This window comes from Rhizobium sp. BK181 (genome assembly GCF_014193305.1).
Taxonomy (GTDB): domain Bacteria; phylum Pseudomonadota; class Alphaproteobacteria; order Rhizobiales; family Rhizobiaceae; genus Rhizobium.
The window spans coordinates 39,283-62,691 of the sequence record NZ_JACHZA010000026.1 but is presented as its reverse complement, the minus strand read 5'-3'; the positions used below and the strand labels follow the sequence as shown (position 1 = coordinate 62,691).

The following is a 23,409-nucleotide window of genomic DNA, read 5'->3' as shown; positions in this document are numbered from 1 at the left end:
AGATGCTGGCATCGCTGACGCCGTGCTTGCGGCAAAGCTCCGAGACCGGCGTACCCGCCTCGTGCTCCTTCAGAATGCCGATAATCTGTTCGTCTATGAAACGGCTGCGCTTCATTCCCTGGTCCTCTCAATGGGCCAGAGCTTATTTCAAAATGGATTATTTCAACGGGGCAAGGTCAGTTTGTCACCAAGCCACCCGTGCCCCGCCGAGGGTTTCCGACTTGGGTCTGAGAAACCGACATCATCTCATTGCCGTTGCGCACCAGCGTTTTGTTCACCGGGTTCAACCCCGTCGGGAACGTTGACGGTTGCACGGGGCACATTCGCGTTGACGCGATCGGACATGTGCCTTGCAACTGGACGAGGCGTCGAACGCACGATGTATGCTCGCAAAAGCTCGATTATTGCGGACCTCGTCTTTTGGCTTGGGATTTTCGAAAAAGCGATATTGAGTTCCATCCCCTCTTTCGAATTGATACCACTAACAAACTCAATACCGTTGAAATCTCTGCGTGTGCTAGGTTCCGGAAAGAAATACGAAATCGGTACATTGAGGGCAGCAGCAATCTCAGACAGTCGACCGCTCCCTATTTGGCTGACCCCCTGTTCGTATTTCTGAATCTGTTTGGAAGCTATTCCCACTATCTCCGCCAGAGAAAACTGAGACATTCCCAGAGCCCTACGACGCTCTCGAATTTTTCCTCCGACCTCTAGGTCGACGGCTTGTGCTGACTTAGGTCTGGGCATTGACCGCTCCTAATTGCGCGACTGGCGAATTGCTACGTGCGCACAGCTGGCTCGGATCACTCACGTATTCGTGCTGTTAAGGCTGCGGACGGAGGGCAGCGCAACACCGACAGATAAGCGATTTATTTGGTCGACACATTCCACGTTAACCCGCAAAGCCCATACCAAAACTTGCTCTTTTCTGGAGCCGCAGGAAAAGCTCGCCTCGGTGCTAGCGCCGTTTCCACCGATAGCGTCGGGAAACGTCGCCGACCGTGAGAAACCTATACCTATCCATAATTGACATGGCATTGGCCGATCGTGGAGTTAGTGAGTAGTCCCGCTACCGTTGAACGACATACGAGCCGCACAATCCGCCATCGATTGCGCAGCTCTAAGACTCAGCGATACGCCGCCAGCGATTGAGGCAGCACGGCCTTTCCTCCAAGGATGAACTCACCTTCGAAGGGAAGATTCCACGTCTCCGAGCCATAGTTAAAAGCGAACGTCACCTCTCCCCGACGCCTCATCCTGATAGACTCTGGTAGTTCAAACGTTTGCACGTTTGCTTTTCCTGCCAAGAGAAGCACGACCTCAGACAAGAGTTGTTCGTCAGGCCAGCAGGAAAGATAGTGGTAATTTCCATTCCTTGTAAGCGCAGCGTCACCGTCAGAAAACCTGGAAAGGACTTCAGTGTCAGGAGAGCATGCGAGTTGCTCTTTCCACCGCTGGGCGGAGCCGCTCGCCGACCCTTCGACGTTGTAAGTCAGACCAGGCCGCAGGGACGAGACTTGCAACACTGCTGCCCCGACTAGACTTGCGAGTGGACCAGGGGGCAGATTCGCAGGAATCTTGAATTCTCGTGTACGAGATCCGGACCTCGGCCCAAAGAGAACTTGCCCATCAGCATTGTCGAATGCGGACTCCGCCGCGTCTGAGACATGCATGAGGCAAGGGACCAGGACAATCTTGTAACCTACTAGACTTTCACCCGGCCGCACAAAGTCAACGTCCAGCCCAAGCCGGCGCACCGCCTCGTACCACCTAAAAGCCAGTTCCTCAAAGCGGAAATCTTTCCCCTGCGGTTGTATGACGCTTCCAAAATAGGTTTCGTAGTCATAAACGATTGCAACGGGAGCCTTGGCCACCTGTCCCAAGGGCCCAACCACCGCTATTTCCTGTGCTGCCTTCTCTGCTTCAGTGCCGCCCGCCGACAAATCGTGCAGTCCTGGTAAATTCAGCCCCGCATGCATCTGCTCCTGAGCAAAAGGGGCTTGCCGCCAGCGGAAATAGCTTACGACTTCCGCTCCGTGAGCAAGCCCTTCCCAAGTCCAGAGCCGCACCATGCCGGGCTTAGGAATGGGGTTCCAGGGAGCCCAATTCACCGGACCGGGTTGTTGCTCCATGATCCAAAACCTGCCTTTTCCGACCCCACGGTACAGGTCATGGTGGAACGCGGCAATATCGGGGTGAGATGTCTCAGCCCAGCGTGTCCGCTCCGCGTCACTGAACGGGAACTTTTCAACGAAACCGATTGGATAAGAATCCCATGACGCGAGATCGAGATTGTCCCCGACTTTCCAATGATCGAAGTCGTTTACGAACCCCATGAAATTGTGCGTAATCCAACGTCCTGGAGAATTCTTGCGGATGATTTCGCATTGCATACTGTCGTATGCCGCGACTTGATCAGAGTGGAAGCGCCAAAAGTCCATTCTGGCTGCGGGATTAGCCTCCGTCACAGTCAGGTTTGGCAGTGAAACATCTTCGAAGTTCTGGATTTCCATCGACCAGAACACCGAGCCCCAGGCTTCGTTCAGTTGTTCAGTAGACTGGTAGCGCAAACGGAGCCACTTGCGATAGGCTTTCAGATCTTCGAGACCCCACGACAATATCGTCTCGTGACAACCGTATTCGTTGTCAGTTTGCCAGCCAACCACAGCAGGGTGCGATCCAAAACGGGAAGTGACCGCTTCAACGATGCGCCTAGACTCCTCCCACCAACGCTGCGACGAGAAGGTGTAGTGCCGTCGAGATCCAAAACCTCGAACCCTCCCCTGTTCATCGATGGGAGCGATTTCCGGGAACTCGTCCATAAGCCATTTTGGGGGGGTGGCAGTCGGAGTGCCAAGTACGACTTTGAGTCCATGCGATGCAAGCGCATCGATCGCACGTTCCATCCAGTCGAATTCGAACTCGCCGCGACGAGGCTCCAGCCGCGACCATGCGAATTCTCCGATACGGACGAAGGAGATGCCCAAGGCCTTCATCCTGCAAGCGTCGGTGTTCCACCAGCTTTCGGGCCAGTGCTCCGGATAATAGCATACGCCAAGCATTATTTCCTCAGGTCTCCATTCAGAATGGCCACGCCTTGGTCGTCGAAAAGATGACAAGCTGCAGCCGGTAATTTGAGATCGATACTGTCCCCAGTCTTTGCTTTGTCCAGGCCATCGGACTTGACCGCGACTGACGAGCCGTTCGCAAGTTCGGCATACAGCATCGTTTCCGAACCAAGGTGCTCGGCAAAAACGATGTGGCCCTCCAACACTGCCGCTGGTTCGCCCTGCTGATTGAGGTGCTCCGGTCGAATGCCCAAAGTGACCGGTGCTCTGCCGGTTGGGCATTCCGTCGCAGGGAGCGTGACCTGCGCCCCTCCTGGAAGCGAAACAATGGTTGCGTCCGGGGAGAATGTGGCATCTGCACGAATGAAGTTCATCTTCGGTGAACCGATGAAACCAGCGACAAATACGTTTCTCGGCCGGTGGTAGAGGTCCAAGGGCGAACCTACCTGCTCGATTAACCCGTTTTGCAAAACCACGATTTTATCCGCCATTGTCATGGCTTCCACCTGGTCATGTGTGACGTAGATCATAGTGCTTCTCAAGTCTTGGTGGAGCCGGCTGATCTCAGTTCTCATCTGTACACGAAGCGATGCGTCCAAATTTGAAAGTGGTTCGTCAAAAAGGAAGACTCGCGGGTTTCGCACTATCGCTCTCCCGATCGCCACTCTCTGCCGCTGGCCACCAGAGAGTTGCGAAGGCTTGCGGTCAAGCAAACTCGAGAGTTGGAGCATATCCGCCGCAGCTTGTATTCGAGTGCTGATTTCGGACTTGGAGTGGCCCGTCATTCTCAAACCAAATCCAATGTTCTCAGCTACGGTCATATGGGGGTACAACGCATATGACTGAAAGACCATTGCGACTCCGCGTTGCGCCGATCCGACCCGCGTCATGTCCGACCCGTCAATCTTGAGTTCGCCGGAGGATATGTCCTCGAGCCCGGCAATCATCCTTAGGAGAGTTGACTTCCCGCAGCCTGAGGGTCCTACAAAGACGCAAAACTCTCCATCCTCGATGGTGAGGTTCACACCTTTGATCACTTGCGCAGCACCGAAAGCCTTTGTTACGCCCTGAAGGGTCACGTTGCCCATATTTTAATCCTCTAAAGCTTCAAATTCCAAAAGCATTGCGCTTTCGGGTCTTAGCATCGGTAAATGGAGGCCGACGGAAGCTATCGTTGCAGCAGTGAACGCAACTTTTCCTCCGAGCATATCGTCCTGACTTTGAGAAGTGCGCACAAACTCCGGCGTTAGAGGATGGACCCGCGCAATGCGCCACAGACGCCCGGCAGGACCTTGCAAGGCCAACTTGACCGGTGGTGGTTGTTCGCTAATCATCTGCGGGCCTTGGGCTACAAATGCGACTGCCAAATCCGGTCGGGTAGCGCCCCAAACGTAACGCCCATCGAGCGGCTCCTGCCTGAAATTGCTAGCCCCATCTGATCCGTGGAGTAGCGGCCTTAAGCGCTTATGTAGGGATATCCAAGACTTGAGTTCATTCTTCTCTTCCGCGGTCAATTCAAGTGGGTTCAATTCGACACCAAGATGGTAGCCGAGCGCCACAAGAGCTCGGAACGAAAGACTAAGGATTCTGCCTGTCTGATGATTTGGCGACGCTGAAATGTGCGCGCCAAGAACTTCGGGCGGTAAAAGTAAAGATGCGCCGCGCTGTATTTCGAGACGGTCAACGGCGTCCGTGCAGTCGGAAGTCCAGACGCGCTGCGCCCTGCCCAGTACGCCGAAGTCGATCCTGCCGCCACCAGATGCGCAGCTCTCGATCTCTACGCGGGGGAAAGAAGATCGGATGCGATCCATCAGACGATAGACAGCGTGGGTTTGCGCAGACGTCCGAGGTCGGCCATCGGTGCCGCCGACATGCGTCAAGTCGCGGTTCATATCCCATTTAATGTAGGATATTGGCTGTTCTGCAAGGAGACGCGACATCGTCAGGAACAGGTATTCGCTCACCTCGGACCGTGTCAAATCCAGGACGAGCTGATTTCTAGACAACAGGAGCGGACGTCCTTCAACGTGAAGTACCCAATCTGGATGTTCGCGGTAGAGTGTCGAAACGGGGTTGACCATCTCCGGTTCGAACCAAATTCCAAATTGCATTCCGAGATTGGTTACGTGATTAGCCAATTCCCGTAGGCCTGACGGGTATTTGCGCCGGTCGACGATCCAGTCGCCCAAGCTCGTCGTGTCGTCGTCTCGTTGACCAAACCAACCGTCATCGAGAACGAACCGTTCAATTCCTAGCTCCGCCGCGGCATCCGCCTGCGATCTGAGAGAGGCAATCTTGTGATCGAAGTAGTTTCCTTCCCACGTGTTGAGGGTCACTGGTCTCTCGGACATTGCCCCGCCCGGCCAGGTTATGAGCTCCGTTCTGACGAACGAATGCAAATCCTCGGATCTCTTGGCGGCGTAGGCAGTCGGACTGACGTAGCTCTCACCGGGCCCCAATTGAATCTCGCCAGGCTCAAAGAGTTCGCCGAGATGGACCAGCCGTCGTCCATCATCCAAAGTGTCCACCGCGATCACGTGGTTTCCACTCCAGCCAAGGTGAAACACGAATTCCTCGCTTCCAACCCTTGTCGCGATGGTAGGGTATCGATCATGGGACGTCCGCCCCCGTCGGTTTTCCTGCAGCCAAATACCTGGATTGAGGTGAGCTTGTCGCTTCTGAAATTCCCTTCCCCACATTCCTGTGAGACTGGTGATCGTCCCTGGTCCCTCTGAAACCAGAAAACTGCCGGCCATGCATCGATCAAGCGTGTAGGAAGAGTTGCCTCTGTTGGTTAACTCGGTAGATGTCGTTAGTACGCTACATTGTGAAGCGGTTACGAGAATTGAGATCTCTATGCCTGCGACAGCATCGATGGCGTTTAGCCTGTGGGCGTTCCCGTCGCGCGCAATTCGCCAATTTTGGAACTGCAGGGTAAAATCTTTGCCGCCTCTATGTCCCGAAATCGCCGGCCATCCGAAGAATCCCATCCCGGTAACTGGCAGAAGGACAGCAGATGGCACGGAAATATCCATGCCATTAACCCGGCTCGCGCGATGAACGGTGACTGCCGAGATTTCTTCGGCTATCGGGCCAAGATGGATAATTTCGGGCATACCAAATTCGGGTAGTCGGATAACGAGTGAAACCTGCCCGCATTCGATCGTATGGACATTCGTCATCCCTTTGTCGCTCCGAGTGTTAGACCAGCGATGAAATGGCGCTGCATAAAGAAGAACATAAGAACAGGCGGCAGTGCGGCTACGATCGATCCAGCAGATACCAAATGCCACGCGGCAACCCACTGGCCGTTAAGGCTGCTAAGCCCGGCGGTGACTGGCATTGCGCCGTCACCCTGTATAAGCACGGTAGCCCAAAAATAGTCGTTCCAAACAAATGTGAAGATCAAAACGGAGAGAGCTGCGATGGCCGGCCGCATCAAGGGAAGGACGATATGTATGAATATCCTCAACTCCGAAACCCCATCCACCCTGGCAGATTCGATTAGAGCAAAGGGCAGTCCCTTGATAAAGTTACGCATGAAAAGCGTACAGAAGCCGGTTTGAAACGCCACATGAAACAACACCAATCCGGTGATAGTGTCATACAATCCCAGTCTCAAAGTCAGGTCACGCACAGGGACCATCAAGATTTGGAACGGTATGAAGTTGCCGGCCACAAAAACAAAGAAAAGTAAAAGGCCTCCTTTGAATTTGTAGATCGCGAGAGCAAATCCACACAGACAAGACAGCCCAACTGCCGCGATAACCGTTGGAATTGTCATCTTGAATGAGTTGAGGATGTAGTGCCCTATTGGGGAATTGATGAAAACAGCTGAGTAATTTTCAACCCCGGCAAATCCTGATGGCAGACCGAAGTAGTTGCCCGCAGCAAGATCTCCCGAAGGGCGTATGGACGTCAGGGCGACCCCAATCAGAGGTAAAAGCCACACCAACAGTGCAATTGGAAGAACTACTTGGTAAGCGATGGACGCCCCTCGCCCGGCCTTTTGTACAGGTGTCGGAAACATCAGGCGTTCCTCTCTTGGCGCAGCATTCGAATGATAAAGAACGTGATGAACACCATCATTATAAGGAAAAGAACGACTGCAATTGCCGCGCCGTATCCCATCCGAAACCCGTACTCGGAAAGCGCTTGTTCATACATGTAAAACGAGAGAACGCGGCTGGAACCATAGGGCCCGCCCGCCGTCATGACGGAGACGAGATCGAAGGAGCGCAGAGCACCGATTACTGTCACAACTATTGCGATGAAGGTTGCAGGTCGCAGCTGAGGCAAGACGATAAACCAGAACAGGCTCCACCCGGAGGCGTTGTCCATACGGCCAGCTTCGATTTGCTCGGGGTTAATGTTGTTCAAGCCAGTAAGATAAAGGATCATACAATAGGCGATCTGTGGCCAAAGCCCGGCTGCGATGATGCCGTAAGTTACGAACCTCTCATCCGCCAGGATTGCAACCTCGGTGCCCGTGAGCGCCTTGATAAGCGCCGACAGCAGTCCGAAGTCGGGAGCGTAAAACCACGTGAAGATTAGGCCGACGACAACCTGACTAATAACAAAAGGAAAGAAAAATAGAGACTTGTAGATCCTAATTCCAGCTACGGTTTGATTAAGGAACATTGCCGCGGCTAACCCTGCTGGCACGGCAAGAAGATATAGAACGAGCCAAATGAGGTTGTTCGTTAGCGAGGTATAAAAAGCCTCGTCTGAGGCAAGCTCCACATAGTTTGCAATACCGATCCAAGTCTTCTGACCGAGACCGTCCCAATCATAGAAGCTGATCCAGACTGACTGAAAGATGGGAATGATTACATAAATGGCGAACATCAACAGACCGGGAGCAAGAAACAGCCATGGAGCCATTACGCGCTGATTTCGCTGCCAAAACGTCTGCTGATTGATAGACGATCTACCCATCTCGATACAGTCCTTATTGAGAAGTGCGGCTGCCGGACCCCAACCCGGCAGCCTTCCTATTACTTGTAGGCGCGAGCCCGGACTTTCTCCAGGCGTGCAAGGATAGCGTCGAGCTTCTCTGGCTTAACCATAAACTGCTGGAAACCTTCCATTCCCGCTTTTGCCATCTCTGCTGGCGCGTCACGATCGTAGAACTGCGCAAGTCCCTGTGCTGCGGATAGCATTTGGAAGCCTGCCTTGAGGAACTTGTCTTCGGGCTGAGGTGACTTGTTGTTCACGGGAAGTTGGCCAAGTGTAACGTTCATTTTAGCCTGGGCCTCCGGCGTAGCGAGATACGCAAGGAAGGTTTTCGCGTCCTCTTTGTTTTTCGCAGCCGCCGGAATATGGAAGGTGTCCGTAGGCGCTTCTTCGGCCGCCGGGAGACCTTCCGTGATGGTCGGGAACTGAAGGAAGCCAATTTGATCCTCCTTAAGGCCACCGTCCTTCATTGGAGCCACTGCGAAGTTACCCATCAGGTACATTGCAGCCTTGCCCTGCACGAACTGCGGGATCGCGTCCTGCCAGTCGAGAGCAGCGTGATTTTCGAGGAAATAACCGGGCTTCACCAGCTCTGACCACTTTTCAAAGACGGCCTTTACCTTGGGATCCGTGTAGGGCACCTGCCCGGAGGTCAACTTCATATGGAAGTCGTAACCGTTCACACGCAGATCGAGATAGTCAAACCAACCGCCGGCCGGCCATAGGGCTTTTGTGCCTATGGCAAAGGGCGTCACGCCGGCGGCTTTGAGTTTCTCGCTAGCGGCAAGAAGTTCGCTCCAGTCCTTCGGGGGCTCAATACCCTTGTCCTTGAAGATGTCTGCGCGGTAATAAATACCCCATTGATAATAGGTATATGGGACGCCCCACTTTTTTCCATCGATCGTCATTGCCGATGCGGCTGACTTCAGTTGGTCATCAAGCCCGTTGGCTTGCCAAACATCCGAAACGTCGGTGAAGAGACCGGCCTTTACAAACGGTTCCATACGATTTCCTGCGTACCACGCGACAACATCCGGGGCATCAGCCGTCAGGAAATTGCGGATCGCAGACTTATATCCTTCGTGGTCGAAGTTGTTCCATTTGACCTTGATGTCTGGATGTTTGGACTGAAAGTCGGCGATAAGCTCTTCCATTGCTTTCTTGGGCGCGGGATCGGAGTGGTCCGAGTTGAGCACGATTTCACCCGACAATGCCGCGGAAACGCCCATCGCATAGCTGAGCGCGACCGCGCCCAGACCAAAGAACTTCTTCATGGTTTACCTCCCGGTGTTGAACTGCAAGCCGCTCGCGCTTCTCTCCCACGCGAGTTCATTGCAAATGAGCAAGCAAACCTGTAAGTTTCTACCGACTTTTCGAAGATCACTTCCGGAATCCTAAGGTCCCTCATGGTTTCATCATCATTCACTCGAAAAGAGGACGAGTCGGTACCTGTTCATGATGGATTGTCACGACATCCACTTGTTGTTTTCGGGGATCACAGATTTTGTGCGGGCGAGCGCTTGGACGTGCGGACCATGAGCGGCCCCCACATGCACAGCCAAGTTGAGCTGAACTTCGTGTTGGACGGTACGATAACTTATTGGTTCGATGGTAGGCTGCTGCAAATAAAAGCCGGCCAGCTTTGCCTGTTTTGGGGAATGGTTCCGCATCAAGTGATCGACATCAAGGAGCCGACGAGTTTTGTCTGCCTTTATGTACCGATGTCCGCGCTCATCCATCTCGGCAATAGGCAAGAGTTCCGCGATGCGATTTTTGCCGGCGGACTTATCGAAGCGCAAGTCGTCACGGCATATGACCGCCCGGTCCTGCTTCGGTGGCGCGACGAGCTACTCAGCGGCAATCTTGAACTAGAACAGATTGTTCGAGACGAACTCGTAGCTCGGATCAAGCGGATCGCTGTCGAGGGCTGGCATGATCTACGCCATCTGGGTTCCGCACTCGCCCTGCCATATCATCATGATGCTGACCGCCTCCCCAAGGTGGAGCAAATGCTACGTTACATCGCCGAAAACTGTCATAAAAAAATAAGTGTGAATGACGTGGGCGACGCAGCGGCGCTTCATCCAAACTACGCAATGTCGATTTTCAAAAAATCGGTAGGCATGACAATAAATCAAGCTATTACACGCCATAGACTGGACACAGCGCAGTCTTTGCTTATCGCGACTGAGTCGCCAGTTTCAAATATCGCCTTCGATGCTGGATTCGCTTCATTATCAACCTTTTATGAAGCATTCGAAAAGAGATTTGGAGTGAAACCCAGAGATTACAGAAGCCGGTTCAAATCGGCGTCATCGCCATAGATGGTCCGATTTCTCGAAAACGCTGCTCCACTTAAGAAGACGCCCTACATTTTAGCTAGTGTCGGCTGAGCTTCCGATCGAGGAAATTGTGGATCAGAGGCGCAATCTCGGGCAGCTTGTCTTCCAGCGCGAAATGACCGGTGTCGAGGAGGTGCATCTCGGCATGGGGCAAGTCGCGTAGATACGGCGAGGCTCCGTCGGCCGGGAAGATCTTGTCGTTCTTGCCCCAGACGATAAGGGTCGGCGGCTTCTTCTCGCGAAAGAACTCCTGGAATTTCGGGTACAGGGGGACATTGGTCCCGTAGTCGTGGAACAGGTCCAACTGGATGTCGTTGTTTCCGGGACGATCAAGAAGCGCCTGGTCGTGCACCCAGTTATCGGGGTCGATGTGCGTGATATCGCTCATCCCATCGGTGTACTGGAATTTTGTGGTTTCAGGCGTAAATAGCACCATCAGAGCTTTGCGGTTTTCGGGCGTGTCGTTCTTCCAGTATGCCTTGATCGGGTCCCAGAATTCCTTGAGGCCTTCCTCGTAGGCATTGCCGTTCTGGACAATCAACGCAGACACGCGATCGGGTTGCTTCAACGCGAGCCGATAGCCGACGGGGGCGCCGTAATCCATGAGGTACATCGCGTATTGCTTGACATCCAGCTTGCCCATCAGGCTGTCGATAATGTCCGCATAATGCTGAAACGTATAGTCGAACTTGGTGTGGTCGGGCGCGTCGCTCTGACCGAAGCCCGGATAGTCGGGTGCTATTACATGGTACTTGTCAGCAAGTATCGGAATCAAATTCCTGAACATGTGCGACGACGTCGGGAAGCCGTGCAGGAGGAGCACGACCGGAGCGTCGACTGGCCCAGCCTCGCGATAGAACACGTTAGTGCCGTCAATCTCGACGGTATGATACGTGACCTGCGGCACGACGAGTTCGTGCTCGGCTGCGGACTTCTTGGCGGCAAAGGATGTCGTTGGAATGGCGCTGGACGCGGAGAGCGCGAACACCAAGACAAGGGTCGCCCTGCTCAACATCAATCTGTTCATTTGAACCTCCAAGCTGACGGCGAAGCTGATTGATCTTGGGCATGGTCGGCCGTCGAATGCCAAGATTGCTACGCCCGACGAGCTTCAAGGGCGAGTTAATTGTAGTGAGGCACCGTGAAATCCCGCGAGCAGGCATGAAAGTCCAGTTTATCGATACGCACGAGCATGCTAGCCAAAGCCGTCGGCTTTCCCGACGACACGATGCCGCGGAGATCGAATGGCGGGATCGTTAGCAAGGAAAACCCTGAGCGAGGTGTGGCCGTCGATGGTGTTCGAGGAATGCAATGTCCGTTTCCGGATTTAGCCCACGAGGAAGACACAGAAAGCATGAGGGCTGCACACTGCCGAGCATGCTGCTCAGAGCAGCTTCAGCCGATAGGCCGCGACGACAGCTTGAATGCGGGTGGTCACGCCTAGCTTCTTGATGGCAGTTTTTAAGTATGCCGTCACCGTGTGGCTGCTCAGACCGAGGATAATAGCGATCTCGTCGCTGCTCTTGCCTGCCGCTGACCACCGTAGGCACTCGATTTCCCTTCGCGAGAGAAGCTTGATCGCGCCGCTGCCGCGCGTGAGATCGTCCAAGGCGGTCATCAAATCGTATACCAGATCGGCGAGCTCTGCATTCGAGCAGTTCGATCCCGAAAGCATGAAGAGATATTGCCGCGCCTTGGCGTCATGCAGGGAGATTCCCACATTGCACGCGAAGCCGTCGTCATAAAACACCCCGCCAATCTGGCTTGCCACGCCTTCCCTTTCCGCCCGGGCAAAGAGCAATTGCTCCGACGAGACCGGGAGCACGCTTTCCTTCAGCTTTGCGACGATGTTGCTCTGGGTGAACATGTCGGTCGACCGATAGCTTTGCAGGAGATCGCCCGGCCAATTGGTCGTGATCAGGTTATCGAGAAGGCCGCCACGAGCCGCCTCTGGAAAGACGGAAACCAGGAAGAAGTTCAGCCCGAACTTCCCCACGACGTCGCGTATCGCGACCTCGAAGGCCGCCAGCCGACGGGGCTCCCTGTCCCATATGTGACGATCGTGATGGCTCATGACCTACCCTTTGCCACCACTACCATGATTTGGACCGTCTCGGTGTGAGATTGCGTTAGACGACCGCGCATCGCTCAGCTGCATACACCAAATTTGGGGCATTGGGCCCGTTCGGCCGAGCACCTATCTCGGAACACGGCGGACCTGGGCGACCACCCCCGCCTGAGTTCGACGTGGGCTTCCGTCACGAGGCGGAAGCCCGTTTGTTTGTGTCGCAAGTGAATAGATCAATCCGACTTAATCGAAAGCCCAACAGCCCCGAGCGAGCTACATTCCCATCGAGCGAACATATTCCATAGGGTTGAGAGCACCCAGATAGCTCCTCCCCACTACACCATACCTCAACAGCCCGAGCGTGTTCTGGCTGAACGCCTTCGCACGTCCCCAATAAGGAGAAACGCATGACCAAGAGACTTGAGAACAAGGTCGCCATCGTGACAGGCGCCAACAGCGGCATTGGCCTCGCCACCGCAAAGCTGTTCGCCGCCGAGGGCGCCCACGTTTACATCACTGGACGCCGCAAGGAACAGCTCGACGCCGCAGTCGCTGACATCGGTGGCAGCGTTACCGCCGTCAATGCCGACTCCACCAAGATGGAAGACCTCGACCGCCTGTTTGCGCAGGTGAAGGCCGACCACGGACGTCTCGACGCCATCGTCGTCAACGCGGGCGGCGGGAGCGTGCTTCCTCTCGGTCAGATCACCGAAGAGCAGGTCGACGACACTTTCGGGCGCAACGTGAAGGCCGTGATCTTCACAGTACAGAAGGCGCTTCCTCTTCTCAACAAAGGCTCCTCGGTCGTCCTGATCGGCTCCACGACCAGTATTGAAGGAACGGAAGCGTTCTCCGTCTACTCCGCCTCGAAGGCAGCAGTACGCAACCTTGCCCGTTCGTGGGCGCTCGACCTCAAGGGCAAGGGCGTTCGCGTGAATGTGCTGTCGCCTGGACCGACCCGCACTCCCGGCCTTGTGGAACTCGTGGGCGACGACAAGAACGCGCAACAGGGCTTCCTCGATGCTCTCGCGTCCACGATCCCGCTGGGCCGCGTCGGCGAGCCTGAAGAGATCGCAAAAGCAGCGCTTTTTCTGGCTTCCGACGATTCCAGCTTCGTGAACGGCGTCGAACTCTTCGCCGACGGCGGCAAGGCTCAGGTCTGAGCTTCCACGGGGCAGTCCTCTTTCGGCCGCCCCTCCCTCTCTCGTCATGTCTCCTTCTTGACGAGGGCAGCGCTTGCACTGTCAATTGCGCGGATCGAAACCAACCACATGAAGTGACCCTATGAACCTGGACGACGTGCTTCGCCTTCTGCTCGATCCGATCACGCAGTTCGCGGCGCTGGTCGTTGCACTCGTCGTAGCGAGAACGCTTGTCCGGGGCCGCCCGACGCACCGCTTCATCGTCCACATCGCTTTCTTCGCCATCCTCACCATCCTGCTCGTGGGTCACGACGTCGCTCCATGGACGACGGTCACTGGCGACGAGGACCTCACCCACAAGATGTTCATCGGCGTCGCCAAGGCTACTTGGTGGGCAGGCGGCGCGATGGTGCTCGCGAGTTCGGTGCGCGTCTTCCTGATCTTCGAGCGGAAACCCAGGGAGGGAAGGCTTATTCAGGATTTGCTCGTGGCCTTCATATACCTCGGCGCGGCTCTTTCGATCATTGCGTTCGTATTCGATCTTCCGGTACGTACCCTGGTAGCGACGTCTGGCGTCTTCGCCATCGTCCTGGGTCTCGCGCTCCAGAGCACGCTCAATGACGTCTTTTCAGGGATCGCGCTGAACCTTGGTCGGCCATATACCGTCGGGGATTGGATCGAGGTCGAGGGAGGCGTCCGTGGACAAGTGGTCGAGACGAACTGGAGGTCGACGCACCTGCTCAACGATACCAACGACCTCGTGATCGTGCCCAACAGCACCCTGGCCAAAGCCACGTTGACGAACCTTACTGGCACCGACTCCGTTCATGGCTCGAAGGTCGTCATCAGAGCATTGCCGACACGGTCGCCGGCGGTCATCGAGGAGACGATGAAGACGGTCCTCCTCAGCGCGAACACGATCCTCAAATACCCGGCGCCGTCGGTCTCGGTCACGGGCCTCGATGGTTCCGCGGTCGAGGTCGAGCTCTCCTTCAAAGTCGCTAACCTCGGCCGGACTGGGATCGCCAAGAACGAGATCTTCGACCTCGTCTTTAGGCACGCTAAGGCGGCAGGAATTCAGCTGTCGACCGCGGCGAACGCACTGACAGAGGCGTCGCCTGCTGAAAGCTCAAAGCATCCCGGCACGCCATGGCGCCTGCTGACATCGATCCCGCTGTTCTCGGCTCTCACCGAAGACGAGATGGAGACGGTGGCGAACACCATGAAGCGTTGCACCTTCAAGAAGGGCCTTGTCATAGCTCCGCAGAACGCTTCGATGACATCTCTGATGATCGTCCGGAGCGGTGTCGTATCGGTCGAGCGGGACGAGGAAGATGGAAGGAGCGAGGAACTGACGCGCCTGGCGCCCGGCGACCTGTTCGGTGAGCGGGGTGTTCTCATGGGCGCGCCGGAGCCAGCCACCATGCGCGCACTCACCTTCGTGGTGGTCTACGAGATTTCGAAGGACCATCTAGCGAGCGTCATGCATGAGCGCCCTGCCCTTGTCGAGGAACTCAGCCAGCTCCTGGCGAAGCGTGTCGAGACCGAGGAGCACCTGAGGGCCGACGGGAACGCTGGTGCGGAGGCCCATCCGGTTTCATTGGCAGCCAAGATAAGACATCTTTTCAGACTTCCGCACGGCAGCATCAACTGACATTTGGACGGCTTGGTCGTCTTCACTCCGCCGCCCGTGGGTGCGAGACGGTCAAAAGCCTGCCCTGGATCAGCAGGGCCATCGTTCCTATTGTGATTGCCCCGACAACGACGTTTGCAAACAAGAACAGGTAAGGCGCCAGCTGGCCTCCGATGCCGTCTCCGCCGCGGGATGCCATTCTCATGGACGCAGATGCCAACGCAGTAGTGCCGAGCGTTGCCGCCCAATATGAAGGGGCGAACGGCTGCTTCATGATCCAAGGCACGACGCGAACGAGAAGCGCCACTTGCAGAAGGCAGTAGCCCAGCAGCCCGTTTGCGAAGAGGTCAGGCGGGCCGGACGTCATGCTCAAGTAGGCGGCACACGCGACCGCAGGTGGAGCCAGAACGATGCCGAGCGTCGGCCGAAGTGCTGGAGCCATTTCCGGCGCAGTCAGCAGACGCTGCAGCAGGACGGACTCGGTAGCTGCCCAGGTGAACATCCCAGCGCCGAAAATCAACTGCGCGAGTCCCGTGTATCCGAACGAACCAAGGACAAGTGCTGACACGAGAGATCCCGCCACGGTCGGAAGATAGAGGATAGCCGTCGTCGCCTCGTGGTCGCGGCCGCCGCGCCACATGATCCCGGTTCGCCATGTGGCGAAGAGAATCGAGAATGCCATACCGAGGAACAGGAGGACGAGAGCCACTGGATGCGAATACGGCAGGACAGCTCGGGCCACGAGCATCGTCGCAACGCCTGCAAGGCCGATGAAACAGCAGTGGATCGGGTGCTCGGCCTCTTCCAGGGCCTCCTCCCTAGCAAAGATCCATTTGGCAGCGTAGAAGACGCTGATCGTCACCCAGACGGCGATGGCGACCACGTTGATCGCCTCGCCGACTATCGCGGGAAAACCCCAGAGTTCGTGCGCCAGCCGCCAGTCTCCGCCAAGTCCGGCGAGGCCGAGCACTATGCCGTACATGCCCGCAGGCACTCTGGGGAAGCTTCGGTGATTGCGTGCACTCATTGGCGTCAGCCCTCCACGAACCTGAATGCAGTCCCCGCCCGCTCCACGTAGCCAACGCCCGGATAGGTCCAGTGGTAGCCGAGCATGCGAAGCTTTTCGTTTGCCGCCTTGTCGAGCAGCGAAGCCCTATTCTTTAGGGCGATGTCCGGCTCAGTATCGAAGCCGAAGTGCCATCTCGGGTTCTCGAAGGAAACGACGTTGTTCGGAATGACATCGCCAGAGATGAGGAGATTTCCATCGCCTGCGAGTTCCAGCGAAATGTGTCCGGGCGTATGTCCCCGAGTGCTCACCATGCTCATGCCCGGTACGACCTCGTCTCCCGGCTTGACCAGAGTAAGCGTGTCCTTAACGGCGACCAGATCCCGCTGCGCCCCTCGGGCGAACTCATGCAGGGGCTTTGGCATCGCCGTCTCGTAGTCGGGATCGGTCCAAAACGACCATTCGGCCTCACTGACGTAGTAGTGGGCGTTGGGAAACATCAGCGAGCCATCGGATCTCGTCGTCCCGCCCGAATGATCGGGATGAGCGTGGGTAAAGATCACCTTGGTGACGGATTCGAAGTCAACGCCAATAAAAGCCAGGTTTTCCGCAAGGCGTCCATCGCTAGGCTGAAAGTTCGATCCCGCGCCCGTGTCCACGAGCATGATATCGACGCCGTGGCGGATCAGCGGGACGTTGGTCTGAAGGGGCGCGCTGTCCGCATCGCCTCCGAGCCGCCCGAGGATCGTTCCACGCTCGTCGGATGACGCTTCCGGCATCAGGATGTCCCACGGAAGCGTGATGTAGCCGTCGCTCAGCACGGTGATGTCGAACTGGCCATGACGGAGATTGTGAAAGCCCCGCGAGAAGACTTCCGACGGAAGGTGTGCATGGTCCGGATTCATTAAAGCCTCCTCAACGCCGTCGGACGACTGGCCGCGGCGATGATAGGGTGTTCCCGCACCGTCGCATTGGCGAGTATGTTCCTGTGAGTTGAGGGGCGTTTTCGCCAGACACTCTCTGTAATATTCAACCATGCATCGCGCATTGGGAAGGCAAGCCTGTGGGGCCGACCTTAGGTGACAACGCAGGAAAATCGCGCGTCAAACGCTCGTCAGACGCCAAATTTGGATGCGATCCCTCCCGTGCTTTCGCTCTGTCCAAATATTCCCTTAAAGGGGAGCGTTGTCGTATTTGTGAGTTCTTGTGAGAAATAGAGCGATAGACCGCCTTCAGGTTGCAGAAACCGTGGCGCGGCGGTACCAATTCGGCAAACTCCAAGGATCGGAGCCGTCCATGATTTTTGATCTGCAGTCCTTCGGCCCGCTCGAAGTCGAGGAGGCAGGAATTTTCACTTGGAACGTCAGCGCGGATGTGATGTTCGCCGACAGCGCGGTCGCACTTCTCTACGGCTTGCCTGCCGAAAGCGCGATCAGCGGGCAGAAGATGTGCGCCTATCTCGAGCGCATCCATCCCGACGACCTGGCCAATGTCGCGCTCGCAATACACACCGCCATCACCTCATGCGGCCGCTACCACGCCACCTACCGGGTCAGGGGAGCGCTCGACATCTACCGTCCTGTAGAGTCCTGGGGCCGCTGCTTCCGTGGCAGCGAACGAGAACAGGTCCAGTTCGCCGGAATTATACATCCCGCAGAACCGACACCGCCTGGTCAATAGACCCTACGGAGCCGTCCGGACGACAGCGCCTCCTTTCAAGGTGAAGGAGAAGACGCTTCCTGTCGGCTCGTTCGCCCTCACCCACAGCGTGCCGCCATGGGCCTCGACGATCGAGCGGCAGATCGACAGACCCATTCCGAGGCCCGCTGTCTTCGTCGTGAAGAAGGCGTCGAAAATCTCGTCTCGACGTGACGGGTCGACACCCGGACCGCTGTCCGTCACCGATACCATGATCTTGCCGTCCTCCAGCCGTTCGCTTCGAAGATGCAGGCTGCGCGGCCCATCCGTTGCCGATCCCATCGCCTCGGCTGCGTTAAGGATAAGGTTGAGAACGACCTGCTGCAGCTGGATGCGGTCTCCCACCACAGACACCACATCGGGATCGAGATCCGTCGCCAGGGATATGCCGTGCCGCTGCAATTCGCCACGCGTCAGCACGATCACGCCGTCGATCATGCCGTTGATGTCGACAGCCTCCATCGAGAGCGGCGCCTTTCGCGCGAGTGCCCTGATGCTGGCGATGACGTCTCCGGCGCGGTGGCTGTCACGAATGATGCGCTCGGCCGCCTGACGGGCCTCCTCGATTTCCAGCTGGCCTTCGCTCAGCCATTTCAGGCAGGTCGCCGCGTTCATCACGATGGCCATTAGCGGCTGGTTGACTTCATGCGCGATGGAAGCCGTCAACTCGCCGAGCGCGGTCAGCCTTGCGGCACGCGAGAGATGCTGCTGTGCTTCCTCCATCCGTTTCAGGTCGTCGATATCGATGTTGGTGCCGTACCATTTGATGATCGCTCCTTGCTGGTCACGCATTGGTGTCGCGCGTATCAGGAACGAACGGGCGACGCCATCCATGCGGATCATCCGCGCCTCAACCTCACCCGCCTCGCCCACACCGAGCACCTCGATCCATTTCGCAACGACCTTGTCGAGGTCGTCTGGATGAATGGCCCGCATCCATCCGTTACCGAGGGATTCTTCAAGCGTAAGCCCGGTGAAGTCGTGCCAACGTTTGTTGAAGCTCAAAAGCGTGCCGTCGATATCGCTGTTCCAGGCCAGCGCCGGGATCATGTCGTAGGCGAGCCGAAGCTCCTCGGCGGCTTGCCGGGCCTTCTCCTGGGTGTCCTTGGAGGCCTGGTAGAGGGCAGCGTTCTCCAGGGAGATCGCCGCCTGTGAGGCCAGCAACTGGAGGACCGCAACCTGAGCCTGCTTGAACAGGTTGGTGGACAAGCCGTTCTCGAGATAGAGGACGCCGACAAGTTGCTGCTGCTTGACGATCGGAAGACAGAGGATGGATGTCGATGGTACCTCACGCACGTAAGGGTCTTCGGCGAACGGATGCTCGTTGCCGACGCCATCCAGGATCACGACATCCTGCGTCCTGGTCACGTAGGCCAGAACCGTCTCCGGCAGCCTTCGCTCGAACGTGTTGAGCTTTACCGATATGCCGTCGTCATAGGTCACGGCCTCGGAGACGATCTGCATTTCGCCGTCCTTCGGCAGCAGCAGCAATCCCCTGACTGCGCCGGAATGCTCCACGACGGTCACCATCAGGCGTTCTATCAAGCGATCCAAAACGATCTCTCCGGACACCGCCTGAGACATCGCAACGACCGCCGCCATTTCCAGAGGGTGATCTTCGGACTTCGCTATCGCGTTGGACTCGCTCCCTATCCCTGGGTTCTCTTCGTCCAGCCTCCTGACGATCGCAGTCGCACCCCATGCCGAGAAGCACGCTCTGGCGTTCTTCAGGAAGCTTTCGGCGGTCGATTTCAACCCGAGCGAGCCTGAGAAGCGCCCTGCGAGTTCGCTTGCGATCCCCTCGTTCTGGACGAAGCCGTGCTGCCGGGCCGAAGCGATCGCCTTCTCATAAAGTTCGAGGGCGTCGATCGACCTGTTTTCCAGCCGTGCCATCTCCGCCGAAAGCAGGAAGGCCCGATTGCCGAAGTTCTCGGGACTGCTCTTGGCCCAGATGTCGACATGGAGCTGGTGAAGCCGCAATGCCTCGACGTGCGCGCCGCGACCCATGTCGTCGGATCGAGAAGCGGCCGCCGCGTGTGCGAGAGCGCTGTAGAAGTGGAACTCTGCGATTTCGACGAACGACTTCGCACTTCTGTTGGAAGCTGCCTCCCGCGATGCCGCCAGTGCGCCGATGTAGTCTCCCGCCAGATAGCGCGCCACGATCCTCTGGATCCAGTACCATGCTAGGACGAGCTTCAGGCGCTCCCCTGCTTCGACCAGATAGGTTTCAAATGCCTCGCGGACCGGGAGGGCGGGATCAGGCTCTTCAATGTCACGCAGTTCCCGGATATGGAGGAGCTGTCCTGCAGCCGCGTCGGCCGCCAGCGAAAATCCGGTTTTACTGGCAGCTTCCAAGAACTGTTGCGCGTCCCGTTGAGCCGCTTCCAGATCGACACCGCGGATAAGAAGATGCGCAACCAGCGCCTCCCCAGGCGCAACGCTGAAGACCAGGTCTGCCCCGGCAACCGCTGTCGCTATTGCCTGGCGGGAGTACTTCTCCGAGATCGATAGATGCTGGGTCCAGGGCACGCAAAAGCAGCCGTAGCAGGCGTAGACGCGGGCCTTGAAGCGATCCATTCCATGACGCTCGACAAGCTCCAGCCCCAGCCTGCCGAACTGTCCGCCGGACGCGTAGTCGCCCGATCGCAGACCAAGCGGAATGATGACCGAGACGTAGGCATAGCAGGAAGCGTCGCAGTTGCCGTGGCGGAGGCTGAGCGACACCATCTGCAGGTAGATCAGTTCCTCGAGATTTCCGTCCGTGACGATGGCGGGGAGGATCGTGTACGCGAGTACCTCCATCGCGGCGAGCCAGTCGCGGTCCTCCATCCGCGGAAGGTGAACGAGCTGATCGATGGATCGTCCCGCTAGCCGCTCGTACAGATCGTCGATGCCCGCGCGAACCTCGGCGTCGCTCGGATTAGCGGACCACTCGATCCCGAAGTCGCGCAGGTACTCGAGCGCCACCTCCACCGCCTTGTCCTGGTCTCCGAGCGTCAGATAGAGGGATGACCGTAGGCCGACCACGGCGCCGCGATCAACCGCGTCCTCCGCCTTTGCCGCGAGATGAACGAGATGGGCTTCCGCGACCTCGTTCTCGCCTGACAGATACTCGCACTCGGCACTCTCGAGTTCGAGTGGAAATCTAATTGAGTACCGCTCCCATCCAGCCTTCTCGATCAGGCTCAGGCCCGTCTTGAGATATTTGAGGGCGGAACGGTATGCGACAGATGCCTTGGCGCGCCTGCCAGCTTCGAGGAAAAGTTCGGCGATCCTCTCGAGTCTGTGGGGATCGACCGCCTGGTCGAGGCCGCGCCCGAGTTGGTCAGCCACCTCGAAGATATGCTTCTTCAGCGCGCCCGGCGGCAGCTTTTCCATCAGCGCGGAGCCGATCCGAAAATGAATCTCCGGCCTCTCAGCCTCCGACACCATGCGGTATGCGGCTTCCTGGACCCTGTCGTGCACAAGCACGAAGTCGTCGTCGGAGCGCAGCAGCAGTCCCCCTTCGACGGCCTCCCACAGAATGCCGACGACCTCCTGCCTCGGCTTGGCTGTGATCAGCGAAAGGATAGTCGCAGAAGTGCCGTTCCCGAGACATGCCATCAGCTTGACCATCTCGAGCGCGCGGAGCGGAAGCCTGCCCAGCTTGGAGACCACGAGATCTGCGACGTTGTCGGTGATCTTCGTCGCGCGGATCCTGTTCTCGTCCCATCTCCATTTCGTGGTCTCGTGGTCGTAGGAGAGCGCTCCTTCGAGATCGAGGGCTTCTATGAAATGAAGAACAAAGAACGGGTTTCCGCCCGTCTTCTGTTGCACGAGCTTCGCCAGCCGCGCGACCGACGGGACATCGTTCCCAAGCATGTCGGCCAGAAGGTGTCTGACTTCGCCCTCGTCCAGCGGGCCAAGACGCAGTTCGTCATAACGGCAGCTTCCGGCCCTGAAGGCATCGCGCGCATCGTTCAGCGGATGCCCGCGAGGCACCTCGTCGTCGCGGTAGGCGCAAATGAGCATGAGATTTGCGACGTCCTCGTCCACGGCGATCCTTGCGAGCAGATCAAGCGTGGGAATGTCCAGCCATTGCAGGTCGTCTATGAACAGGACGAGCGGATTGTCCGGCCGCGCAAACACCTGAATAAAACGGCTGAAGACGAGATTGAAGCGGGACTTCGCTTCGTGGGGCGCCATGTCGGGAGCCGGAGGCTGCTCGCCGATCACCAGCGCAAGTTCCGGAATGAGGTTGATCATCAATTGCGCGTTCGGACCGAGGGCCTCGCTCAGCGCCAACCGCCAGCGCCCCAGCTCCGCCTCGCCCGCGCCGAGGATCTGACGTACAAGTCCGCGGAAGGCCTGCGCTATCGTGGCGTAGGGGATGTCGCGCGTGTACTGGTCGAACTTCCCGGCTGCAAACAAGCATCCGCTGAACGGGATCGACTTGCGCAGTTCTCGAATAAGCGACGACTTCCCGACGCCTGCGGGACCGGAGACGAGAGCTACAGCCTTTCCGCCCGGCGATCTGGCGACCTCGAACGACTCGCAAAGAGTGCGTATCTCCACAGAGCGGCCATAGAGCTTGTCCGGAACCTGGAGATGCCGCAGGGCGTCTGCTGTTGCCACGTCGAACTCCTCGACGCGTCCCGTCGAAGCAAAACTGCCGAGACACCGCCTGAGATCGCTTTCGAGGCCCGCAGCCGTCTGATAGCGGTCGCCGGGGTTCTTGCTGAGGAGCTTGAGTACGATCGACTGGACGACAGGCGGAATGGCATCGTGCCGCTCCCTCGGAGGTATTGGTCGGCGGGCGACGTGGGAATGGATCCATTCCATTGCGTCCACCGCCATGAACGGAAGTTCGCCCGTGAGCATCTGATAGAAGACGATGCCAAGAGAATAGAGATCGCTCCGCTCGTCAACGGGCTCCTTCATTCGCCCCGTCTGTTCGGGGGACACATATGGCAGCGAGTCCGCCATGCCACGCGCTGTGGCGGGCAGCTCGGGCACACTCGTCTGGGAGCCCGCCTTTCCAAAGCCGAGCAGCCGAACCGCTCCCAAATCATCTGCAAGAAAGCGGTCTGGGCGAAGATCCTTGTGGATCAGGCCCCGTTCGTGAACCTGTCTCACCGCTGCTGCTGCGTTCGTGGCCACGGCAAGAAATCGGCCCAGCTCGAATGGACGGCCTAATTCAGCAGTCAGCGGCAGCCCGCCCTGGTCCTGCAGCACCAGGAACTCCCGGCCATCGTAACGTTCCAGTGACAGAGGAGTTGCCGCCCACTTTTCATCGAGGCGGTCGGCGAGAGACAGCACGTATTCGAAGCGTGGATGGCATTCGCTGACGGTGTCCGGAGAAGCGGCCGTGACCAGTAGGAGCGGAGCGCAGCCGTCGCTGGCCGTGCCTCGATAGAGAGCGCTGACAGCGTCCTCGCGAAGCAAATGCATCTGGTAACGGGACAGGTCCATCACGAAGCTCCGTATGCCAACGGCTGAGGCCGCTCGTGATCCTAA

17 protein-coding genes are annotated in these 23,409 nt (G+C 57.4%); 4 read left to right on the top strand and 13 right to left on the bottom strand.

The window, feature by feature from the left end; genetic code table 11:
* The 8 genes from FHT77_RS29290 to FHT77_RS29255 form a co-directional block, all read right to left on the bottom strand.
* Positions 1 to 115: transposase (locus FHT77_RS29290; RefSeq protein ID WP_183758943.1), on the bottom strand; the 115-nt coding region annotated here is incomplete at its 3' end.
* 131 nt (positions 116 to 246) lie between these two features.
* Complete coding sequence (locus tag FHT77_RS29285; RefSeq protein ID WP_183758941.1) at positions 247 to 747, bottom strand: helix-turn-helix domain-containing protein; 501 nt, start codon at positions 745 to 747, stop codon at positions 247 to 249.
* A gap of 380 nt (positions 748 to 1,127) precedes the next feature.
* Positions 1,128 to 3,062 (bottom strand): beta-galactosidase, encoded by a 1,935-nt coding sequence (locus FHT77_RS29280; protein WP_183758939.1) that lies wholly within the window; start codon positions 3,060 to 3,062, stop codon positions 1,128 to 1,130.
* On the bottom strand, positions 3,062 to 4,156 hold the full coding sequence (locus FHT77_RS29275) for an ABC transporter ATP-binding protein (RefSeq protein WP_183758937.1): 1,095 nt from the start codon (positions 4,154 to 4,156) through the stop codon (positions 3,062 to 3,064). The genes FHT77_RS29280 and FHT77_RS29275 overlap by 1 nt, the downstream gene beginning before the upstream one ends.
* Before the next feature lie 3 nt (positions 4,157 to 4,159).
* Positions 4,160 to 6,250 carry an alpha-galactosidase gene (locus FHT77_RS29270; RefSeq protein WP_183758935.1) on the bottom strand — a complete coding sequence of 697 codons (2,091 nt, stop codon included), beginning with the start codon at positions 6,248 to 6,250 and terminating at the stop codon, positions 4,160 to 4,162.
* Positions 6,247 to 7,098: a carbohydrate ABC transporter permease gene (locus FHT77_RS29265; RefSeq protein WP_183758933.1), complete on the bottom strand. Its 852-nt coding sequence runs from the start codon at positions 7,096 to 7,098 to the stop codon at positions 6,247 to 6,249. Before FHT77_RS29265 ends, FHT77_RS29270 begins: the two co-directional genes overlap by 4 nt.
* Positions 7,098 to 8,006 (bottom strand): carbohydrate ABC transporter permease, encoded by a 909-nt coding sequence (locus FHT77_RS29260; RefSeq protein ID WP_183758931.1) that lies wholly within the window; start codon positions 8,004 to 8,006, stop codon positions 7,098 to 7,100. The genes FHT77_RS29265 and FHT77_RS29260 overlap by 1 nt, the downstream gene beginning before the upstream one ends.
* Positions 8,007 to 8,065: 59 nt before the next feature.
* Positions 8,066 to 9,298, bottom strand: coding sequence for an ABC transporter substrate-binding protein (locus FHT77_RS29255; RefSeq protein ID WP_183758929.1), 1,233 nt, complete (start codon positions 9,296 to 9,298; stop codon positions 8,066 to 8,068).
* A gap of 132 nt (positions 9,299 to 9,430) precedes the next feature.
* Between FHT77_RS29255 and FHT77_RS29250 the strand changes: the two genes are divergently transcribed.
* Positions 9,431 to 10,348: a helix-turn-helix domain-containing protein gene (locus FHT77_RS29250; RefSeq protein WP_183758927.1), complete on the top strand. Its 918-nt coding sequence runs from the start codon at positions 9,431 to 9,433 to the stop codon at positions 10,346 to 10,348.
* Between the two features lie 55 nt (positions 10,349 to 10,403).
* Here FHT77_RS29250 and FHT77_RS29245 read toward each other — a convergent pair whose 3' ends face one another.
* Both FHT77_RS29245 and FHT77_RS32005 read right to left on the bottom strand, forming a co-directional pair.
* Positions 10,404 to 11,393 (bottom strand): alpha/beta fold hydrolase, encoded by a 990-nt coding sequence (locus tag FHT77_RS29245; protein ID WP_183758925.1) that lies wholly within the window; start codon positions 11,391 to 11,393, stop codon positions 10,404 to 10,406.
* A 357-nt stretch (positions 11,394 to 11,750) separates the two neighbouring features.
* Positions 11,751 to 12,440, bottom strand: coding sequence for a response regulator transcription factor (locus tag FHT77_RS32005; RefSeq protein ID WP_183758923.1), 690 nt, complete (start codon positions 12,438 to 12,440; stop codon positions 11,751 to 11,753).
* A 401-nt stretch (positions 12,441 to 12,841) separates the two neighbouring features.
* On the opposite strand from FHT77_RS32005, the gene FHT77_RS29235 reads away from it, so the two are divergent.
* Both FHT77_RS29235 and FHT77_RS29230 read left to right on the top strand, forming a co-directional pair.
* Positions 12,842 to 13,597: an SDR family NAD(P)-dependent oxidoreductase gene (locus FHT77_RS29235; RefSeq protein ID WP_183758921.1), complete on the top strand. Its 756-nt coding sequence runs from the start codon at positions 12,842 to 12,844 to the stop codon at positions 13,595 to 13,597.
* A gap of 121 nt (positions 13,598 to 13,718) precedes the next feature.
* Positions 13,719 to 15,230 (top strand): cyclic nucleotide-binding domain-containing protein, encoded by a 1,512-nt coding sequence (locus FHT77_RS29230; RefSeq protein WP_183758920.1) that lies wholly within the window; start codon positions 13,719 to 13,721, stop codon positions 15,228 to 15,230.
* Between the two features lie 22 nt (positions 15,231 to 15,252).
* On the opposite strand, the gene tehA is transcribed toward FHT77_RS29230, so the two are convergent.
* Together tehA and FHT77_RS29220 are read right to left on the bottom strand one after the other, a co-directional pair.
* Positions 15,253 to 16,236 (bottom strand): dicarboxylate transporter/tellurite-resistance protein TehA, encoded by a 984-nt coding sequence (tehA, locus tag FHT77_RS29225; protein WP_183758918.1) that lies wholly within the window; start codon positions 16,234 to 16,236, stop codon positions 15,253 to 15,255.
* Positions 16,237 to 16,241: 5 nt separating this feature from the next.
* Positions 16,242 to 17,120 carry an MBL fold metallo-hydrolase gene (locus tag FHT77_RS29220; protein ID WP_183758917.1) on the bottom strand — a complete coding sequence of 293 codons (879 nt, stop codon included), beginning with the start codon at positions 17,118 to 17,120 and terminating at the stop codon, positions 16,242 to 16,244.
* 391 nt (positions 17,121 to 17,511) lie between these two features.
* On the opposite strand from FHT77_RS29220, the gene FHT77_RS29215 reads away from it, so the two are divergent.
* Positions 17,512 to 17,895 (top strand): PAS domain-containing protein, encoded by a 384-nt coding sequence (locus FHT77_RS29215; RefSeq protein WP_183758915.1) that lies wholly within the window; start codon positions 17,512 to 17,514, stop codon positions 17,893 to 17,895.
* 3 nt (positions 17,896 to 17,898) lie between these two features.
* Here the strand turns inward: FHT77_RS29215 and FHT77_RS29210 are convergent, their stop codons facing one another.
* On the bottom strand, positions 17,899 to 23,364 hold the full coding sequence (locus tag FHT77_RS29210) for an AAA family ATPase (protein ID WP_183758913.1): 5,466 nt from the start codon (positions 23,362 to 23,364) through the stop codon (positions 17,899 to 17,901).
* Positions 23,365 to 23,409 lie beyond the last annotated feature (45 nt).

Bases quoted from the DNA above. Each gene is read 5' to 3' on its own strand.
- FHT77_RS29215 (WP_183758915.1), top strand. From the start codon at position 17,512: ATGATTTTTGATCTGCAGTCCTTCGGCCCGCTCGAAGTCGAGGAGGCA.
- FHT77_RS29285 (WP_183758941.1), bottom strand. From the start codon at position 747: ATGCCCAGACCTAAGTCAGCACAAGCCGTCGACCTAGAGGTCGGAGGA.
- FHT77_RS29230 (WP_183758920.1), top strand. From the start codon at position 13,719: ATGAACCTGGACGACGTGCTTCGCCTTCTGCTCGATCCGATCACGCAG.
- FHT77_RS29280 (WP_183758939.1), bottom strand. From the start codon at position 3,062: ATGCTTGGCGTATGCTATTATCCGGAGCACTGGCCCGAAAGCTGGTGG.
- FHT77_RS29255 (WP_183758929.1), bottom strand. From the start codon at position 9,298: ATGAAGAAGTTCTTTGGTCTGGGCGCGGTCGCGCTCAGCTATGCGATG.
- tehA (WP_183758918.1), bottom strand. From the start codon at position 16,236: ATGAGTGCACGCAATCACCGAAGCTTCCCCAGAGTGCCTGCGGGCATG.
- FHT77_RS29245 (WP_183758925.1), bottom strand. From the start codon at position 11,393: ATGAACAGATTGATGTTGAGCAGGGCGACCCTTGTCTTGGTGTTCGCG.
- FHT77_RS32005 (WP_183758923.1), bottom strand. From the start codon at position 12,440: ATGAGCCATCACGATCGTCACATATGGGACAGGGAGCCCCGTCGGCTG.
- FHT77_RS29235 (WP_183758921.1), top strand. From the start codon at position 12,842: ATGACCAAGAGACTTGAGAACAAGGTCGCCATCGTGACAGGCGCCAAC.
- FHT77_RS29265 (WP_183758933.1), bottom strand. From the start codon at position 7,098: ATGTTTCCGACACCTGTACAAAAGGCCGGGCGAGGGGCGTCCATCGCT.
- FHT77_RS29275 (WP_183758937.1), bottom strand. From the start codon at position 4,156: ATGGGCAACGTGACCCTTCAGGGCGTAACAAAGGCTTTCGGTGCTGCG.
- FHT77_RS29270 (WP_183758935.1), bottom strand. From the start codon at position 6,250: ATGACGAATGTCCATACGATCGAATGCGGGCAGGTTTCACTCGTTATC.
- FHT77_RS29260 (WP_183758931.1), bottom strand. From the start codon at position 8,006: ATGGGTAGATCGTCTATCAATCAGCAGACGTTTTGGCAGCGAAATCAG.
- FHT77_RS29220 (WP_183758917.1), bottom strand. From the start codon at position 17,120: ATGAATCCGGACCATGCACACCTTCCGTCGGAAGTCTTCTCGCGGGGC.
- FHT77_RS29210 (WP_183758913.1), bottom strand. From the start codon at position 23,364: ATGGACCTGTCCCGTTACCAGATGCATTTGCTTCGCGAGGACGCTGTC.
- FHT77_RS29250 (WP_183758927.1), top strand. From the start codon at position 9,431: ATGGTTTCATCATCATTCACTCGAAAAGAGGACGAGTCGGTACCTGTT.